This is a genomic window from Nonomuraea sp. 3-1Str (genome assembly GCF_031570565.1).
GTDB lineage: Bacteria > Actinomycetota > Actinomycetes > Streptosporangiales > Streptosporangiaceae > Nonomuraea.
Genome location: NZ_JALHBK010000006.1, coordinates 1 through 18,949, shown reverse-complemented (window position 1 = coordinate 18,949; position 18,949 = coordinate 1). Strand labels below are relative to the sequence as shown.

At 72.7% G+C, this 18,949-nt stretch carries 10 protein-coding genes; 9 read left to right on the top strand and 1 reads right to left on the bottom strand.

Features of this window, described 5'->3' with window-relative positions; translation table 11 throughout:
• Nucleotides 1–88 precede the first annotated feature (88 nt).
• From polA to MTP10_RS12185, 9 genes are all read left to right on the top strand, one after another.
• A complete protein-coding gene (gene polA / locus MTP10_RS12225; protein ID WP_310709235.1) occupies nt 89–2,779 on the top strand; it encodes a DNA polymerase I in 2,691 nt (896 codons plus the stop codon).
• A gap of 658 nt (nt 2,780–3,437) precedes the next feature.
• Nucleotides 3,438–4,589, top strand: a complete 1,152-nt coding sequence (locus tag MTP10_RS12220; RefSeq protein WP_310709234.1) for a polysaccharide deacetylase family protein — start codon at nt 3,438–3,440, stop codon at nt 4,587–4,589.
• 203 nt (nt 4,590–4,792) lie between these two features.
• A complete protein-coding gene (gene rpsA / locus MTP10_RS12215) occupies nt 4,793–6,283 on the top strand; it encodes a 30S ribosomal protein S1 (RefSeq protein ID WP_310709233.1) in 1,491 nt (496 codons plus the stop codon).
• 412 nt (nt 6,284–6,695) lie between these two features.
• Nucleotides 6,696–8,216, top strand: coding sequence for an ABC transporter ATP-binding protein (locus tag MTP10_RS12210; RefSeq protein WP_310709232.1), 1,521 nt, complete (start codon nt 6,696–6,698; stop codon nt 8,214–8,216).
• A complete protein-coding gene (locus MTP10_RS12205) occupies nt 8,213–9,976 on the top strand; it encodes an ABC transporter ATP-binding protein (RefSeq protein WP_310709231.1) in 1,764 nt (587 codons plus the stop codon). Before MTP10_RS12210 ends, MTP10_RS12205 begins: the two co-directional genes overlap by 4 nt.
• Nucleotides 9,977–10,047: 71 nt before the next feature.
• Nucleotides 10,048–11,178: an epoxide hydrolase gene (locus tag MTP10_RS12200; protein WP_310709230.1), complete on the top strand. Its 1,131-nt coding sequence runs from the start codon at nt 10,048–10,050 to the stop codon at nt 11,176–11,178.
• A 93-nt stretch (nt 11,179–11,271) separates the two neighbouring features.
• Nucleotides 11,272–11,724 (top strand): GNAT family N-acetyltransferase, encoded by a 453-nt coding sequence (locus tag MTP10_RS12195; protein WP_397200691.1) that lies wholly within the window; start codon nt 11,272–11,274, stop codon nt 11,722–11,724.
• Nucleotides 11,725–11,756: 32 nt separating this feature from the next.
• Nucleotides 11,757–12,359 carry a dephospho-CoA kinase gene (coaE, locus tag MTP10_RS12190; RefSeq protein ID WP_310709228.1) on the top strand — a complete coding sequence of 201 codons (603 nt, stop codon included), beginning with the start codon at nt 11,757–11,759 and terminating at the stop codon, nt 12,357–12,359.
• Between the two features lie 145 nt (nt 12,360–12,504).
• Entirely contained in the window at nt 12,505–13,533 is a 1,029-nt protein-coding gene (locus tag MTP10_RS12185) for a pentapeptide repeat-containing protein (protein ID WP_310709227.1), read from the top strand.
• 133 nt (nt 13,534–13,666) lie between these two features.
• On the opposite strand, the gene MTP10_RS12180 is transcribed toward MTP10_RS12185, so the two are convergent.
• Nucleotides 13,667–18,724 (bottom strand): pentapeptide repeat-containing protein, encoded by a 5,058-nt coding sequence (locus tag MTP10_RS12180; protein ID WP_310709226.1) that lies wholly within the window; start codon nt 18,722–18,724, stop codon nt 13,667–13,669.
• Nucleotides 18,725–18,949: the final 225 nt, after the last annotated feature.

Genomic DNA, 18,949 nt, shown 5'->3' with positions numbered 1-18,949 from the left:
TCCGTCTGCGTCAAGAGGAGGCCTCCAGTCTTTCCGGCTGTGTTCAGAGCTCGGGTTTTCTGTCGCAGTCGCAGACTAGGCTGCGGGTGTGGCGAAAGTTGAAGTGACCCCCAGCCGACCGTGCCTGCTGCTGCTCGACGGGCACTCCTTGGCCTACCGCGCCTTCTACGCGCTGAAGGACGCCAACCTGATGACCACCGATGGTCAGCACACCGAGGCGGTCTACGGGTTCACGTCGATGCTGACCAACATTTTGCGCGACGAGCAGCCCTCGCACGTGGCCGTGGCCTTCGACCGGTCCGAGCCCACGTTCCGGCACGAGGAGTACTCCGCGTACAAGGCCAACCGGAGCGAGACCCCGGAGGACTTCCGCGGTCAGATGCAGCTCATCTACGAGCTGCTCGACACGCTGCGCATCCCGCACCTGTCCAAGGCCGGCTTCGAGGCCGACGACCTGATCGCCACGCTGGCCACGCGCGCCTCCGCCGAGGGCATGAACGTCCTCGTCGTCACCGGCGACCGCGACGCCCTCCAGCTCGTCGACGAGCGCGTCACCGTCCTCATGACCCGGCGCGGCATCAGCGACATGACCCGCTTCACGCCGGAGGCCGTCGAGGAGAAGTACGGCCTGACGCCCGTCCAGTACCCCGACTTCGCGGCGCTGCGCGGCGACCCCAGCGACAACCTGCTCAGCATCCCGAGCGTGGGGGAGAAGACCGCGGCCAAGTGGGTGCGCGAGTTCGGCTCCCTGACGGCGCTGGTCGACCGGGTCGACGAGGTCAAGGGCAAGGTGGGCGACAAGCTGCGCGAGCACGTCGCCCAGGTCCTCATGAACCGCCGGCTCACCGAGCTGCTGCGCGACGTGCCCCTGGAGGTCGAGCTGACCGACCTCAAGCAGGGCGTCTGGGAGCGCGAGGAGGTCAACAAGCTCTTCGACACCCTGCAGATCCGCGGCGAGCTGCGCGAGCGCGTCTTCAAGACGCTCGGCACCGGCGAGCGCGAGCCCGACCAGGGCTTCGAGGTCGAGACCGTCATCCTCGGCCCCGACCGGGTGGCCGGCTGGCTGGCCGCGATGCCCGCGGGCCGCGCCGGGCTCGCCTTCCGCGGCGCCTACGGCCGCGGCACCGGCCGCATCGACGCCATCGCGGTGGCCTCGCCCGACGGCACGGCCGCCCACATCGACCCGGTCAAGCTCACCGAGGCCGACGAGAGCGCGCTGCGCGCCTGGCTGGAGGACGAGAGCCGGCTCAAGGCCGTCCACGACGCCAAGGGGCCGATCCTCGCCCTGTGGGCGCAGGGCATGGCCCTGCGCGGGCTCTCCTGCGACACCGCCCTGGCCGCCTACCTCGCCATGCCGGGGCAGCGCACGTTCACGCTGGAGGACCTCGCCCGCCGCTACCTCAACCGCGACCTGCGGGCCGAGGAGGAGCCCGGCGGGCAGGCCGCGCTGTTCGGCGACGACGAGGACGCCCCGGCCAAGGACCTCGCGCTGCGCGCCCACGCCGTGCGCGAGCTGGCCGAGGCCCTGGAGGGCTTCCTGGCCGGGCGCGGCGGCACCCAGCTGCTGGCCGACGTGGAGCTGCCGCTGGTGACCGTGCTGGCCGAGATGGAGCGGGCCGGCATCGCCGTCGACAGCGCGTACTTCACCGGCCTGGAGGCCGAGTTCGGCGCCGCGGTCAAGCACGCCACCGAGGAGGCCCACCGGGTCGTCGGCGAGCAGTTCAACCTCGGCTCGCCCAAGCAGCTCCAGGAGATCCTCTTCGTCCGGCTCAACCTGCCCAAGACCAAGAAGATCAAGACCGGCTACAGCACGGACGCCGACCAGCTCGCCTGGCTCGTCACGCAGACCGAGCACGAGCTGCCCACGATCATGCTGCGCCACCGCGACCAGCAGAAGCTGCGCACCACCGTCGAGGGGCTCATCAAGGAGATCGCCGACGACGGGCGCATCCACACCACCTTCAACCAGATCATCGCCGCCACCGGCCGGCTGTCGTCGGAGAAGCCCAACCTCCAGAACATCCCGATCCGCACCGCCGAGGGCCGCCGCATCCGGCAGGGCTTCGTGGTGGGGGAGGGCTACGAGACGCTCCTCACCGCCGACTACAGCCAGATCGAGCTGCGCATCATGGCGCACCTGTCCGGCGACGAGTCGCTGATCGCGGCCTTCCAGTCGGGCCACGACTTCCACCAGGCCACCGCGGCGCGCGTCTTCGGGCTGCCGCCGGAGCAGGTCGACGGCGAGCTGCGGGCGCGCATCAAGGCGATGAACTACGGCCTGGCCTACGGGCTGTCCGACTTCGGGCTGTCCACCCAGCTCAACATCCCGGTGGCCGAGGCACGGGCGCTCAAGGAGGAGTACTTCCAGGAGTTCGGCGGCGTGCGCGACTTCCTGCAGGACATCGTCCGCCAGGCGCGCACCGACGGCTACACCGAGACCATCATGGGCCGCCGCCGCTACCTCCCCGACCTGACCAGCGACAACCGCCAGCGCCGCGAGATGGCCGAGCGGATGGCGCTCAACGCCCCCATCCAGGGCTCGGCGGCCGACATCATCAAGGTCGCCATGCTGCACGTCCGCCAGGCCATCGCCGAGGAGGGCCTGGCCTCGCGGATGCTGCTCCAGGTCCACGACGAGCTGGTGTTCGAGGTGGCGCCCGGCGAGCTGGAGGCGCTCAGGCAGCTCGTCTGCGACCAGATGAACGCCGCCTACCACCTGCGGCTGCCGCTGGAGGTCTCGGTCGGCGTGGGCCGCACCTGGGAGGACGCCGGCCACTGACCCACCCCCGGGCTCCCCGGAGGCGGTCCGTTCCGTGCGCGCTGCATGCGCGCCGTGCACGCCCTGTGTGGTTTATGCGCTCCGTGTGTGCTCCCTGTGCTCGTTGAGCTCCGTGCGCCTTGAGCTCCGTGCGCCTTGAGCTCCGTGCGCCTTGAGCTCCGTGAGCTTGGTGCGCGTCGTGCGCTTCGTGCGCTCGGCCGGGACGTCGGTGATCTCAGGGCGGCCATGCCGGGAGATCTCGAAGCGCCGGGCCGCCCGCTGTCCGAGCCGCGGCGAGCGCGCATGTCCGCGCCATGCGCGTGGCCGGGAAGGTCTCTGGCCCCGGGTGCTCGGCGGCCTGCGGGCGGCGCCCGGTGCCCGGTGTCCGCGTCCCCGGGTCCGGCGGGCAGTGGGTGTCCGGGCGGTCGGCGTCCGGGGCGGTCGGCATCCGGGGTGGTCGGCATCCGGGGGAGTCGGCGTCGGGGGAGTCCGCGGTCGGCGTCCGGAAGAGGTCCGAACCAAAGCGGCTGTCCGGTTGTCTGAGATAACGGGCGCCGCTTCCCTTCACGGCTGTTTCACCGGTATATGGCCGGGAAGTGGGGTCTCTGTACGGAGGGCCGTTCTCTGGGCGGCTCTGCACTACCCTGAAATTCAGGTCCCCCGAGTGCACGGGAGTTCTGTGCGGTCAGTCTCGTCCTTCCCCCCGATCGTCGGCCCCCTCCTCGGCGTCGCGAACGTCGTGGTGATGGCCGTGGCCGTCGTCGGGCTGACGGTCGTCCCCTCCTCCGGTGAGCCCGTCCCGAGCCCTCAGGCGGCTCTGGCGGCGCCGCCGACCGAGAAGCCGCCCCAGGACCCCTCCGCCCCCGCCGGAACGCCCTCACAGGCCCCCTCGCCGTCCTCGACGGCCGGGCAGCCGCCCGGGGTGGCGGCCACACCCGAGTTCGCCCGCCAGGTGAAGGCCAACGAGGCCGGCGTGGTCCCGGTGCTGATGTACCACCGCATCATCGCCAAGCGCCACGCCTCCATCGACCGCACCCCCAAGCAGCTCCGGCAGGAGCTGGAGACGCTGGCCAAGCGGGGCTACGTGCCGATCACGGCCGCCGAGTTCGCCACCGGCGACATCCGGGTGCCCGCCGGGCGCTTCCCCGTCGTGCTGACCTTCGACGACGGCCACGAGAGCCACTTCCGGCTGGACGCCTCCGGCAATCCCGTGCCCGACACCGCCGCCGGGGTCATCCTCGACGTGGCCCGGCGGTACCCGTCGTTCCGGCCCACGGCCACGTTCTGGGTCAACCGGGAGCCGTTCGGGCTGCGTGACGAGGCGGCCCAGGCGGCGGCCGTGCGCTGGCTGGTCGGCCACGGGTTCGAGGTGGCCAACCACACCTGGTCCCACCCCAACCTCGGTGTCCTGTCGAAGAAGAAGGTCCAGAAGCAGATCGGCAAGGTCCAGCGGATGCTGGAGAAGCTCGGCGCGGGCACCCCGCGGACGCTCGCCCTGCCCTTCGGGGTGGCGCCGCACCCGCGCGAGCTGGCCCGCACCGGGAAGTGGGACGGCACGCGCTACGACTTCGCGGGGGTCTTCCTGGCCGGGGCGGAGCCGTCGCGTTCGCCCTACGCGAAAAATTTCCCGCGTGGCGCGATCCAGCGCATCCAGAGCAACGGCAAGAAGGGCGAGTGCCGGAAGTGGTGCTCGCAGTACTGGCTGGAATGGCTGGACAAGCACCCCGGTGAGCGTTACGTCTCCGACGGCGACCCGGGTCGGATCTCCATCCCGTCGCGACTTCGAGGTAATATCGGCGCCAAGTGGAACGACCGTGTCAACGCCTATTGATCAGGCCGCGCGCGTCCCTTGGATTGACCCCATGCTCCTGGTCTCATATGCTGATCGCTGCGCTGTGGGCTCGCGCGCGCCTCAGACGGAGCGGGCTCGCGCTCGGTCACGTCGATGTCGTAACTCCTCGGCTTGATGCGGAAGAGGGCCTGCCGCGCGTCCGCCACATCGACATCCTGTCCGCGTTCGGAGCAATTCCACACATGACGTCCAGCACTGAGGCCACCTCGAGCACCCCGCAGGTAGCGGTCAACGACATCGGGTCCGAGGAAGCCTTCCTCGCCGCGATCGATGAGACCATCAAGTACTTCAACGACGGCGACATCGTCGAGGGCACCGTCGTCAAGGTCGATCGAGACGAGGTCCTTCTCGATATCGGCTACAAGACCGAGGGTGTCATTCCCTCGCGCGAGCTTTCCATCAAGCACGATGTCGACCCTGCTGACGTCGTGGAGGTGGGTGAGCACGTCGAAGCCCTGGTTCTCCAGAAGGAGGACAAGGAGGGCCGCCTGATCCTGTCCAAGAAGCGCGCTCAGTACGAGCGGGCTTGGGGCACGATCGAGAAGATCAAGGACGAGGACGGCATCGTCACCGGCACCGTCATCGAGGTCGTCAAGGGTGGTCTCATCCTCGACATCGGCCTCCGTGGCTTCCTCCCGGCGTCCCTGGTCGAGATGCGCCGTGTCCGCGATCTGCAGCCGTACGTCGGCCGCGAGCTCGAGGCGAAGATCATCGAGCTCGACAAGAACCGCAACAACGTGGTTCTGTCGCGCCGTGCCTGGCTTGAGCAGACGCAGTCCGAGGTTCGCCAGACGTTCCTCAACACCCTCCAGAAGGGTCAGGTCCGCAAGGGCGTCGTCTCCTCGATCGTCAACTTCGGCGCGTTCGTGGACCTCGGCGGCGTCGACGGCCTGGTCCACGTGTCCGAGCTGTCCTGGAAGCACATCGACCACCCCTCCGAGGTCGTCGAGGTCGGCCAGGAGGTCACGGTCGAGGTCCTCGACGTCGACATGGAGCGCGAGCGCGTCTCCCTGTCGCTCAAGGCCACCCAGGAAGACCCGTGGCAGCAGTTCGCCCGCACCCACCAGATCGGCCAGGTCGTGCCGGGCCGCGTCACCAAGCTGGTGCCGTTCGGCGCGTTCGTCCGGGTCGAGGAGGGCATCGAGGGCCTGGTCCACATCTCCGAGCTGGCCGAGCGCCACGTGGAGATCCCGGAGCAGGTCGTCCAGGTCGGCGACGAGATCTTCGTGAAGATCATCGACATCGACCTCGACCGCCGTCGCATCAGCCTCTCGCTGAAGCAGGCCAACGAGGGTGTCAGCGGCGCCGAGGTCGAGTTCGACCCGACGCTCTACGGCATGGCGGCGACCTACGACGACCAGGGCAACTACATCTACCCCGAGGGCTTCGACTCGGAGACCGGTGAGTGGCTCGAGGGCTTCGACAAGCAGCGCGAGGAGTGGGAGCGGCAGTACGCCGAGGCCCAGACTCGCTTCGAGGCCCACAAGAAGCAGATCGAGGAGGCCCGCAAGGCCGAGGCGGAGGCCGGCGAGGCCGCTCCCTCGACCTACACCGGCGAGTCCGCGGCTCCGTCGAGCAGCTCCTCCTCCTCTTCGGCTCCGGCCGGTGGCGCCCTCGCCTCCGACGAGGCGCTCGCGGCTCTGCGCGAGAAGCTCGCCGGCGGTCAGAGCTGAGGTAGCAGCCCGCGCGCAGGCAGGTCCTGACGCAGGCACGTTCTGGGGGAAGCCCCGCACGGATCATCCGTGCGGGGCTTCCCGCGTTCCGGCCCGCTTCCGCTCGCGGCCCTGGCCTTGAGAGCCTGCCCTCGCCCTCTCATCGATCCGCGGCACCACCACCGGCCCGGGCTCGTCCGCCAGGCCGCGTACGCGGTGAGAGCAGGAGTGATCGACGCGAGCCGCGTGCACTCTCGGGATCGGCTGCGCGCCGACTACCGCGAGCGGGGCTTCGCGCACCGTGGCGACGTCGCCGTCACGGGCGCACCCGGGCAGTGCGGCAAGGAGGGACCGGTCACCCGGGTCGGCCGCGGCAAACGGCCGGCCGAGGGCGGGCAAAGAGTCGGAAAAGCCATGCTCTAGCGTGATCGCCATGAAGGCGGCTCGGTATCTGTGCCGGCTGGCCTGGGCGCAGAAGGGCCGGGTCACGCTGGGCGCGGCGCTGGGAACCCTCTGGATGGTGAGCCTGACGCTCCCGCCGTACCTGCTGTCCAGGGCGATCGACGACGATCTGGCGCCCGGCTGGGTGCTGGTGCTGCTCGGCTCGGGCCTGGTCAACGCCTGGCTGGCGATGCTGCGGCACCGCACGATGACCAAGATCCGGATGGACGCCCACTTCCGCACCGTGCGCGCCCTGGTCGAGCAGATCAACAAGCTGGGCGCCGACCTGCCCAAGCGCGCTTCGACGGGCGACGTGGTGACGATCGGCATCGGCGACGTCATCACCATCGCCGCCTCGCTGACGGTGACCGGTCCCGGCGTGGGCTCGGTGATCAGCTACGGCGTGGTGGCGGCGCTGCTGCTGCAGGTCTCCGTGGTGCTGGCCGTGGTGGTGCTGCTGGGCGTGCCGCTGCTGGCGATCCTGCTCGGCCCGCTGCTCGGGCGGCTGATGAAGGTGCAGAACGGCTACCGCGAGAACCAGGGCAGGCTGGCAACCCGCCTGGTCGACCTGATCGAGGGCCTCCAGGTGCTCAACGCCTTCGGCGGCAAGGGCACCTACGCCGAGCGGTACCGCGCCGACTCGGCGAGCCTGCGTGAGCAGGGCTACCGGGTGGCGTCGCTGACGAGCTGGATCGGCGCGCTGGGCGCCGGATTGCCCGCCCTGTTCCTGGCCGCCGTCACCTGGCTGGGCGCCCGGCTGGCCGCCGACGGGGCGATCACGGTGGGCGAGCTGGTCGGGGTGTACGGCTACATCGCCGTGCTGGTGGTGCCGGTCTCCTTCTTCATCGAGGGCAGCTTCCAGATCAGCCACGGCCTGGTCGCCGCCCGCCAGGTCACCCGCTTCCTCGCGCTGCGCGCCGGGGAGCGTCCCCCGCCCGCCGGGCCGGACTTCGCGCCGGGGAGCCTGGTGGGGCTGGTCAGCGCCCGGCCCGAGGAGAGCGTGGCGCTGCTCGAAGGGCTGGGCGGGTTCGACGGCACCTCGCTGATCGCCGACCACGACGCCGCCCTGTTCGCGGGTACGCTGCGCGAGGTCCTTCAGGGCAGGGGCGAGGCCGGCGACGAGGCCATCCACCGGGCCCTGCACGTCGCCGCGGCGCAGGACGTGGTCGCGGGGCTGCGCCACGGGCTCGACTCGATGATCGAACCCGGCGGCCGCAACCTGTCGGGCGGCCAGCGCCAGCGCGTGCGCCTGGCCCGGGCGCTGCTGGCCGAGCCTGAGGTGCTGCTGGCGGTGGAGCCCACCTCCGCGCTGGACGCGCACACCGAGTCCCTCCTCGCGGGGCGGCTCCGTACGGCACGCGCCGGCCGTACGACGGTCGTGGCCACCACCTCGCCGTTGCTGCTCGCCCAGGCCGACCAGGTGCTGTTCATCGAGGACGGGCGGGTTGCCGCCTCCGGCACCCACCGCGAGCTGATGGAGTCCACCCCCGGCTACCGGTCGGTGCTCGGATGAACCGCGCCCTACCCGTCGCCGACCGCCGGCAGGTACGGCGGGCCGCCCTGCGCCTGGTCAGGCGAGACGTGCCGGGCTTCACCGCGACGCTGCTGCTCAACAGCCTCGCGGCGGCCGCCGCGCTGGTCAGCCCGTGGTTGCTGGGCCGCATCATCGACTCCATCAGCGCCGGAGGCACGGTCGACCTGCTCGCCGCGATCGCCGTGGGCGCGGCGCTGGCCCAGCTGGTCCTGTCCAGGTACGCCGAGAAGATCGGCACCCGCTTCAGCGAGCGGGTCCAGGAACGCATCCGCGCCGAACTGCTGGACCGCGTGCTGGCCCTGCCCGCCGCCACGGTCCAGCACATCCGCACCGGCGACCTGACCGCCCGCGGGACCACCGACGTGGCCGTCGTCGGCCGCACCCTGCGCGACGCCGCCCCCGCGATCCTCGTCTCGAGCCTGCAGGCGCTCTTCCTGATCGTCGCAGTCTTCCTGGTCGACCCGGTCCTGGGCGCCTGCGGCCTGCTCGCGCCGGCCGGCATCGTGGCCGCCTCCCGCTGGTACCTTCGCCGCGCCCGCGCCGCCTACCTGGAGGAGGGCGCCGCCCGCTCGGAGCTGGCCGAGCACCTGGCCGCCGACGCCGCGGGCGCCCGCACCATCGAGGCCCTGGGCCTGCAGGCCAAGCGCACGCGGGCGGCGGAGCGGGTGATCGAGCGCAGCCGGGCCGCCCAGCTGCGGACCCTCTTCCTGCGCGGCGTGCTCTGGCCCTCGGTGGAGGTCTCCTCGCTCCTGCCGCCCGTGCTGGTGCTGCTGCTCGGCGGGGTGCTCCTGGACCGCGGCCAGGTCACGCTGGGCGCGGTCGTCACCTGCGTGCTCTACCTGCGCCAGCTCGGCCAGCCGATCGAGACGATCCTGATCTGGCTGGAGCAGCTGCAGAGCAGCGGCGCCTCCTTCGCCAGGATCGAGGGCCTCGCGACACCGGCGCGAGAGGAGGTCGGCGCCGCGGCGCCGCGGGGCGACCGCATCGAGGCGCGCGGCGTGCACTTCGCCTACGAAGGCGGCGACGACGTGGTGTCCGGCGTCGATCTGACCGTGCGGCCCGGCGTGCGCCTGGCCGTCGTCGGCCCCTCGGGAGCCGGCAAGTCCACCCTGGGCAAGCTGCTGGCCGGCATCGACCGCCCCCGCCTGGGCACGGTCACCGTCGGCTCGGTGCCCGTCGCCGACCTCTCGCCCGACCGACTCCGCGAGCACGTCGTCCTGGTCACCCAGGAACAGCACCTGTTCCTCGGCACGGTCCGCGACAACCTGCTGCTGGCGGATCCGACGGCCGGCGACGACCGCCTGTGCGAGGCGCTGGCGGCGGTCGGCGCCGACTGGGTCGCCTCGCTCGACGACGAGCTGGGGTCCCGGTCGTCCGGCGCCGGCCTCGGCCCGGACCGGGTCCAGCAGCTCGCCCTGGCCAGGGTCATCCTGGCCGACCCGCACACCGTCATTCTCGACGAGGCCACCGCCATGCTCGACCCCCGGACGGCCAGGCGCGCCGAACGCTCGCTCGCCGCCGTCCTGGAGGGGCGGACCGTCATCGCGATCGCCCACCGCCTGCACACGGCCCGCGACGCCGACCGGGCGGTGGTCATGGACAACGGCCGGGTGGTGGAGGTCGGACCCCACGACGAGCTGGTCGCGGCGGGCGGGGTGTACGAGGCGCTGTGGAGGTCCTGGCACGGCTCGCGGAGCGTCGGCGCCGAACATCGGGACGCGGGCGCGAGCGTGGAGTGAAGGAGAGATTCGCGACCCGGCGAGGAGATCGCGGAACGGAATGTTCCGCATTGGTTCCTAGTGTGGGAGCCATGAAGCCATTCCTGATCGACGTTCCCGCAGCCGACCTCGACGACCTGCGCGACCGTCTGCACCGCACCCGCTGGGCCGCGCAGTTGCCCGGCGGCTGGAGCAGGGGCGTCCCGGTGGACTACCTGCGCGACCTGGCCGCGTACTGGGCCGACGGCTTCGACTGGCGGGCGCAGGAGGCGCGGCTCAACGAGTGGCCGCAGTTCACCACAGACATCGACGGACAGACGATCCACTTCGCGCACGTACGCTCCCCCGAGCCCGGCGCGCTGCCGCTGCTCCTCACCCACAGCTGGCCCAACTCCGTCGCCGAGTTCCTGGAGGTCATGGGCCCGCTCACCGACCCCCGCGCCCATGGGCTCGACCCCGCCGTCGCCTTCCACGTGGTGGCGCCTTCCCTGCCCGGCTTCGGCTTCTCGCCGTTCCCCGAGCCCGCCGACGAGCGGATGTGGAGCATCGAGCGCGTGGCCCGTACCTGGGCCGAGCTGATGAGCCGGCTGGGTTACCGGCGCTACGGCGCGCACGGCAACGATGCCGGGGCCCTGGTGACGCCCCGGCTGGCCCTCCTGGATGCCGAGCACGTGATCGGCTCGCACATCACGGCCGGTCTCGGCATCCCCACCGGCGACCCGGCCGAGCTGGAGGGGGCCGGCGCCGAGGAGCTGGCGGAGCTGGCGGAGCTCGGACGGGCGATCGCGGGCCAGAGCGGCTACGGCCCGTACCTGGCGGCCCGGCCGCAGACCCTCGCCCACGGGTTCGCCGACTCGCCGGTGGCGCAGCTCGCGTACCTGGTGGAGAGGTTCAAGGAGTTCGACGGCTGGCCCACCGGCGACGTGGCCGAGCCGATCGGACGCGACCTGCTGCTCGTCAACGCCGCCCTCTACTGGCTGACCGGCACCGGCGGGTCGTCGTCGTGGACCTACTACGACGGGGCGGCCGGGATGCCGATCGACCAGACGGCCGTGCCGACCGGCGTGTCCCACACGACCCTCCCGCTGATGCGGCGCGTCGCCGAACGCAAGAACAAGATCATCCACTGGGGCGGTCACCGGAGCCCCAGCCACATGGTGGCCATGGCGGCGCCGGAGTCGCTGGTGGAGAGCCTGCGGACGTTCTTCGGCATGCTCGCCTGACGGGCAGGACCGCGGACAGCCGGGCCGTCGGGGCGGCTGGGCCCGGGAGCGTTCGCGGGACCGTGCACGGAGCCAGGGGCCTCGGCTAGGGTGCTGGGCGTGGAGATCCAGCGGGCCGAGGAGGCCGACGCGGGTGAGATTCTCACGCTGCAGCGGGCGGCGTACGTCACCGAGGCCCAGCTCTACGGCGATCCGTTCATCCCGCCCCTCGTGGAGTCCCTCCAGCAGGTCCGTGAGGCCATCCGCGACGGCGTCGTGCTCAAGGCCGTCGACGCGGGGCGGGTCGTCGGGTCCGTGCGCGGCCGCCTGTCCGGCGCGACCTGCCGGGTCGGGCGGCTCGTCGTGGCCCCCGACCGGCAGGGCGAGGGGCTGGGCACCGCCCTGTTACGTGCGCTGCACGAGCAGGTGCCGGAGGCGTCGGCGTTCGACCTGTTCACCGGCCACCTGTCCGACGGCAATCTGCGGCTCTACCGCCGCCTCGGCTACCGGGAGACCCGCCGCGAGCGCATGGACGATCATCTGACGCTGGTCCATCTGCGGCGGTGAGCGCGGAGGAGGAGGCTGGATAGGCTGTGCGGGTGCTGAAGATCGGACTGACCGGCGGCATCGGGTCGGGCAAGAGCGAGGTGTCGCGGCGGCTGGCCGCCAGGGGCGCCGTGGTGATCGACGCCGACAAGATCGCCCGTGAGGTCGTCGAGCCGGGCACGCCGGGGCTGGCGCGCGTGGTGGCGGCGTTCGGCGAGGAGGTGCTGCGGCCCGACGGCTCGCTCGACCGGGACAAACTGGGCTCGATCGTCTTCCACGACCCCGACCGGCTCGCCGCGCTCAACGCGATCGTGCACCCCCTCGTGGGGGAGCGGGTCGCGGAGCTGCAGGGGCAGGCGGCCGAGGACGCGATCGTGGTCTACGACGTGCCGCTGCTGGCGGAGAACAAGCTGGCTCCGATGTACGACGTGGTGATCGTCGTGGACGCCGCCGACGAGGTCCGCGTCGCCCGCCTGGCCGAGCACCGGGGCATGCCCGAGAGCGACGCCCGGGCCCGCATCGCCGCGCAGGCCGGACGCGACGAGCGGCTCGCGATCGCGCACGTCGTCATCCCGAACGAGGGGACGCTCGACGAGCTGGAGACCAGGGTGGCCGAGGTGTGGGACGACCTCCTGCGCCGGGCATCCCGCGGCTGACGGGACAGGCGTTCCCGCCGGGACGGGGATGTCCGCCGCCCGGGGCCGACGATCGTGAGCCGGGGGCCCGGAGCCGGCGCGAACGACGCTGTTCACCGCGTCGGTAGGATGTGCGGGAGTTCGGTTCGGGGAGCGGGGCGGGTACATGACGGTCGGGCACACGGGCCAGGACGATGCCGGAGCTCGGGGCGTTCGCCCGGCGCCGGATCGGCCGGAGCTGCGGGCCGACTGCGGGAGCTGTTTCGCCCTGTGCTGCGTGGCCCTGCCGTTCGCCAGGTCCGCGGACTTCGCCGTCGACAAGGGCGCCGGCCGGCCCTGCCACAACCTCCAGGACGACTTCCGGTGCGGCATCCACCAGCACCTCCGCCAGGAGGGGTTCCCGGGCTGCACGGTGTACGACTGCTTCGGCGCGGGTCAGAAGGTCTCCCAGACCACCTTCGGCGGGCAGGACTGGCGGAGCGCGCCGGGCACGGCCGGGCGGATGTTCGAGGTGTTCCCCGTCGTGCGGCAGCTCCACGAGCTGCTGTGGTACCTCACGGAGGCGCTGGCGCTGCCCGATGCCGCGCCGGTGCACGACGAGGCGCGGCGGGCGCGGGACGAGATCGACGCGCTCACCCGGCTCGGCCCGGAGGAGCTGACCGGGCTCGACGTGGCCGCGCGGCACGCCCAGGTCAACCCGCTGCTGCTGCGCGTGAGCGAGCTCGTACGAGCTCCCGCGCGGGCGGCCGGGCAGCCGGCCGGACAGGGGCGTGACCGCGGTAAGGACCGGCGGGGCGCGGACCTCATCGGGGCCCGCCTGCGGGGAGCCGACCTGCACGGCGCCGACCTGCGGGGCGCCTACCTCATCGGGGCCGACCTCAGGGGAGCGGACCTGAGGCTGGCCGACCTGATCGGAGCCGACCTCAGAGGGGCCGACCTCGCCGGGGCCGACCTCAGGGGCAGCGTCTTCCTGACCCAGCCGCAGCTCAACTCGGCCCGCGGCGACGTCGCCACGAAGATCCCGCGGGCGCTCACCCGTCCCGCCCACTGGGGCGCGGAGGAGGCCGGACGCACGGGCGGCCGCGCCAAGCGGCAGGACGGGCCGTCCACCGGGCAGGGCAGGCCGTCCAAGGGCGGGCCCGTACGGCGCCGTGGCGGGCGGCCGAAGGGCCGGGGCGGCAACGGGAAGGGCTGACCCCGCCAGGCCCTGACGGGGCCCCTCAGGCCCCGGAAGGGGCCCCGATCCCGCGAGCCCCCACCAAGGCTTCTCAGGCGCCGCCACGGACCGCGGTCCCTTGCGAAGCAGGCCCCGTCAGAGACCCGCCCGGTCAGAACGGGATGTCGAGCGGCACGGGGCGGACGTCCGGCAGGTACGGGTCCAGCTCGCCCGGCTCGAACCGCGACATCCCGATCACGTGCCAGAACTGCCCCGCCACCTCCCCCTCCACCTTGTACCGGCCACCCGGCGACAGCGCCGCCCATCCCTCCGGTAAACCGAGCAGCGTGGCGTGGCGGCTCTCGCCTCTCCACAGGATCACCACGCCGTCGTCCCCGGCCGTGGCCAGCAGGTCCGGGTCGGACGGGCTGTAGGCGACCGACCACACCCGCCGCGTGTGCCCCTTCAGCGAGTGGAGCAGCCGCCCGGTGATCGTGTCCCACACGCGTACGGTCAGGTCGTCGCCGCCGGTCGCGAGGCGCTCGCCGGTGAGGTCGAAGGCGACGGACCACAGCCGCCCCGTGTGCTCCTCCAGGGTGTGCCTGAGCACCGGCTGCCAGGGCTGGCCGGGCCGCAGCTCCCACACCCGGGCCGTGCCGTCGTTGCTGGCGCTGGCCAGGTAGCGTCCCGACGGCGAGAAGACGACCGCGTACACCCGGTCGGTGTGCCCTTCGAGGGTGGCCACCCGGCCGCCGGACTCGACGTCCCAGACGCGGACCAGCCGGTCGTCGCAGCCCGTCGCCACGTACCGGCCGTCCGGACTGAACGCGATCGAGCGGACCCGGCCCCGGTGGTCGGCCAGGTCGCTGACCAGGCGGCCGGTCGCGCGGTACCACACGCGCACGCTGTCGTCGTCGTTGGCCGTGGCCAGGAGCGTGCCGTCCGGGCTGAACGCCTCGGCCCACACGTGGTCGGTCTCGACGTTGAGCTCGCGCTCGTACTCGCCGGTGATGGCGTTCCAGAAGTGCACGCCGCCGTCGTTGCTGGAGGTGGCGAGCACGGGGCCGGCCGGTGAGAACAGCGCGGAGACGAGCCGGTCCGCGGTGCCCGTGAACTCGCGCAGCCGCCGCCCCGTGGCCGCCTCCCACACGCGTACGACACCGTCGTTGCCGCTGGTGGCGAGCATGGTGCCGTCGGCGCTGAAGCGGACCGAGGAGATGCGCCTGCCGTGGCCGCGCAGGACCCGCTGGCACTTTCCGGTCGGCGGGTCCCACAGGCGCACGGTGCCGTCGTTGCTGCTGGTGGCGAGCTGCTGGCCGTCGGGGCGGTAGGCGAACGGCCAGACGGAGCTGCGGTGACCGGTCAGCTCGACGCGTGCCGTGCCGCCCGTCTCCTGGAGGCGGACGACGCCGCCGGAGTCACCGCTGGCGAGGGTGCGACCGTCGGGGCTGAACGCCACCTGGTAAACGCTCGCGGAGTGGACCGTGTGCATGCCCCGCGGCTCGGCCGCGACCGGGTCCCACAGGCGGACGGCGCCGGCCGTGTCGCCGGTCGCGAGCAGCGTGCCGTCGGGGGAGAAGGCGACGCAGTAGACGGACCCGGCGTGGCCGGTGAGCGTGCCGCGCAGCGTCCACGTCGCGGTGTCCCACAGGCGTACGGCCCCCGCCTCGTCGCCGGTGGCCAGCAGGCGGCCGTCCGGGCTGTGGACCGCCCGGTAGACGGAGCCGCCATGGCCGTCGAGGGTGGCCACCACGTCGCCGGTGCCGAGGTCCCAGACGCGCACCACGCCCGCCGAGTCGCCCGTCACCAGCTCCGCGTGCCCGAACGAGGCCGTGTAGATGGGCGCCTGGTGCCCGGCCAGGCGGTGCGCCTCGCGGCCCGTGGCGGTCTCCCAGACGCGGACGATCCCGTCGCCGCCGCCCGCGGCCACCAGCTCGCCGCCGCGGCTGAGCCGTACCGGCCACACCCCGTCGGGGTGGCCCTCCAGCCGGCGCAGCAGTGTGCCGGTCACGGCGTCCCACAGCAGCACGACGCCGTCGCTCGCGCCGGAGGCGAGCAGGTCGCCGGCGAAGGAGACGGCGTAGACGCGGCCGTGGTGGCCCTGCAGGGTGCGCGCGGGGGAGCCGCCCACGCAGAGCAGCACGCCGCCGTCCTCGTTGCCGATGGCGATCGTCGTGCCGTCGGGGCTGTAGGCGATGGGCTCGGGCAGCCGGCTGGTCTGGAAGTGGTAGCCGTACGGGACGCCGATGGCGGCGGGCGCGAGCTGGGTCTCGACCGGCGTGCCGGGCACCACGGCGGCGCCCGGCAGGTCCGGCAGCGTGCCGGTGACATGGATGAGCGCCGCCCGGTGCCAGCGGGCGCCCTCGGCGGTCACGTCGCTCAGGTCGGTGTGGATGAGCCGGGCGCCGGACAGGTCGGCGCCCCGCAGGTCGGCCCCGGTCAGCAGGGCTCCGTCGAGCCGGGCCCCGGTGAGCCGGGCGTCGCGCAGCACGGCCTTGGACAGGTTGGTGCGGGCGAGCGTCGCCTCCGACAGGTCGGCGCCGGTCAGGTCGACCTCCTGCAGGTCGCGCTCCGACAGGTCCTCGCCCTTGAAGTTGGCGCCGCGCAGGTCGGCCTGCGCGGGGGTGCGCAGCCGTCCCGCGATCTTGACGGCGTTGGCGCCGGCGTGGTGCCCGGGGGGCGGGTCGTTCAGCCATGCCCGCAGGGCCCGTACGTCGGCCAGGTCGCACAGGAACTCGACGCTCAGCGGCGTCAGCGGCCCCCGCGCCAGCGTCACCGGGTCGTCGAGGGTGTCGGCGACGTGCCGGGCCACCAGCCACTCCATGACCGAGGAATGGATGAACCCGAACATGCCCTCCTCGGTGCGGACCAGCAGGCTGCCCGAGCCCATCGCGTACGCGGCGTGCGCGGCCGACAGCTGGCCGCCGGCCAGGTCCGTCAGCGTCTCGGCGAACTCCGTCAGCTCCTCCACGCCGAGCAGCGCCTCGCCCGCCTCCCACAGGCGCAGCGCCAGCGCCGTCACCGCCTGCCACAGCTCGGCCAGGGTCAGACCGGAGGCCGAGCCGGGCAGCGCCGTCCGCCGCTCCTCGAACATCAGCCACGACGTCAGGATCTCCTGGTAGAGCAGGGCGGGGCTGGTGGTGTGGCGGGCCCGGACCACGGTGCGCAGCCGCTCGGCGTCGAGGTCGGCGATGAAGCTCAGCATGCGCGGGTTCTGCGCCAGGTCGAGCAGGTCCTCGATGCTCTCCAGCAGCGACATGCGCGCCGCCGCCTCGTCGCCGTCGTCGTAGCGGTTGACCAGGTAGGAGTTGATCTGGTCGCGGGAGAAGTTCTCGACGGCGAGCAGCCGCCGCTGGGGCAGCACCCCGACCATCTCGCCGAGCGAGCGCAGCACCTGCCCGTGCGACCTGAAGTGCTGGGTGCGGCTGGCGACCACGATCTTCGCCTTGTCCTCGGCCGCGGCGAGCAGCGTCGCCAGGTGGTCGGCGGCCCGGTCGTAGGTGAGCCGGGCGACCAGCTCGTCGAAGCCGTCGAACAGCAGCACGATGCGGCCCTGCCGGAGCAGGTAGCGGAACGCCTTGAGGTCGATGAGCTCCTCGCCGTGGGTGGCCAGGTGGGCGGCCACGAGCGCGTCCACCGAGTGTGCCTTGTCCAGCGCCCGCAGCTCGATGAAGATCGGCGTCAGGTGGGGAAGCTCGGCCGGGATGCGCCGGGCCAGCTCGCGCAGCGCGAACGTCTTGCCGTGGCCGAAGTCGCCGAGCAGCAGCATGAACCGGCCGTGGTCGCTGGTGAGCAGCCGCATCAGCTCGTCGGTGAGCCCGTCCTTGACCGGGTGGCCGGGCCGGTCCAGCTCGCGGTAGCGCTGGGGGACGTACAGCCCCGGCGGGTAGCGGCGGTCGCCGGCCAGCCGGGCGGTCTGCTCGGCCACGTACCCGGACAGGTCGAGCAGGCCCTGGAACTCGGTGAAGCTGCGCAGCAGCACCCCTCTGCGCAGGAACGCGTCGCGCAGCGCGCGCTCGGGCGGCGGCCCCTGGTAGACCAGCTCGCCCTGCAGCCCGGCCGCGTGCGCCTGCCGGGCGAACGCCTCGGCGGCGGCCTCGTCGATCCGGCCCACGTGCGCGCCGATCATGGTCAGCCGGACGAACCCGTCGTCGGGGTGGGTGACGACGACGTGCGTGGGGAAGCGGCGGATCCGCGCGCGCTCGTGCCGGGCCTCGCACACCTCGGCGATCCGGTCGAGCAGCAGCTCGACCGGGCTGGGCTCGCGCTCCGGCGGCTCCTGGCGGGGCCGCGGCACCTGGGGGGTCTCGCCGGTGAACGGGGCGCGGGCGGCCCGCCAGCTCCGCGAGTCCCGCCGGGGCTCCTGGTCGGGCACCCACGTGCGGACGCCGCCGGGCATGATCTCGACGACGTGGTGGCGGCCCGGCCGGGGCGCCACCACACCCCCCTCGCCGTTCTCCTCCGGGCCGTGGGCGCGGCCGGCGCCGTGGAAGAGCAGGTTGAGCCGGTGCGACAGCAGGCGGTCGAACATGGGCGCGTCGCGCAGCGCCGACGGCGGGTGGCCCATCGCGCCGAGCCGCAGCCACTGGCTCTCCTCGTACGGCCGCAGCCGCTCGGCGAACCAGGCCGCCTGCGCCTCGCCGAGCTGCGCGTACGCGTCGCGCTCCAGGTGGCTCATGGCCATGGTGGAGTTGAGCCCGGCCACGACCACCTTGAGGTCGGGCACCTGGAACAGCGTCCACGGCTGCCCGCCGTCGAAGACCCGGTCGTCCAGCCCCTGGTAGACCTCGTCGAACAGCCCGGCGAAGTGGCGCCACTTCGGCCAGTACGGCGGCTGCGGGCTGACGTCGTCGGCCTCGCAGGTCATGAAGTAGGCGCTGGCGGCGGCCTTGGTGACATCGCGCGGGCCCGGCACGAGGATGAGGCGGTGCGGCTCCAGCCCGAGCAGCAGCCGCAGGTCCGTGACGAACCGGGTGGCCTGGCCGAACTGCCCGAGACTGCCCGACTCGGTCAGGTCGCCGCTGACCACGATGAGGTCGGGCCGTGGCATGCCCCGGTCGTACATGGAGGTGAGGTCCGCCCAGATGCGCGCCTGCATGTCCTCCGGAGTGAACGGCTCGCCCGGGTCGGGCAGCGCCCGGCCGAAGCGGGGACCGCCGACGTGCAGCACGCTGAGCGACTCCCGCCGGTGGTCGGGGCCGGTCGCGGGCGGGAACTTGGGGGCGGTCACCGGCGTGCGGCGGGCCCGGGAGCGCTCGGCCGGGGCGGCCCCCGGCCCCCCCCCCGCCCGGGGGGGGGGGGGGGGAGAAGCCTCAAACCCCATCCCCACAAAGGACCTTTGTCTTCGTCTTTTCCCTTTTAAAAAAAAAAACAATACAAACAGCCCCTACCCCTTCATTCCGCGTCTGCCACTGCTCATTACCTACGAGCCACTAGCCCATTCCTTCTACCCCCC

Excerpts from the sequence above, each read along its gene's own strand:
- MTP10_RS12200 (WP_310709230.1), top strand. The coding sequence starts at position 10,048 with ATGAAGCCATTCCTGATCGACGTTCCCGCAGCCGACCTCGACGACCTG.
- MTP10_RS12210 (WP_310709232.1), top strand. The coding sequence starts at position 6,696 with ATGAAGGCGGCTCGGTATCTGTGCCGGCTGGCCTGGGCGCAGAAGGGC.
- MTP10_RS12185 (WP_310709227.1), top strand. The coding sequence starts at position 12,505 with ATGACGGTCGGGCACACGGGCCAGGACGATGCCGGAGCTCGGGGCGTT.
- MTP10_RS12205 (WP_310709231.1), top strand. The coding sequence starts at position 8,213 with ATGAACCGCGCCCTACCCGTCGCCGACCGCCGGCAGGTACGGCGGGCC.
- rpsA (WP_310709233.1), top strand. The coding sequence starts at position 4,793 with ATGACGTCCAGCACTGAGGCCACCTCGAGCACCCCGCAGGTAGCGGTC.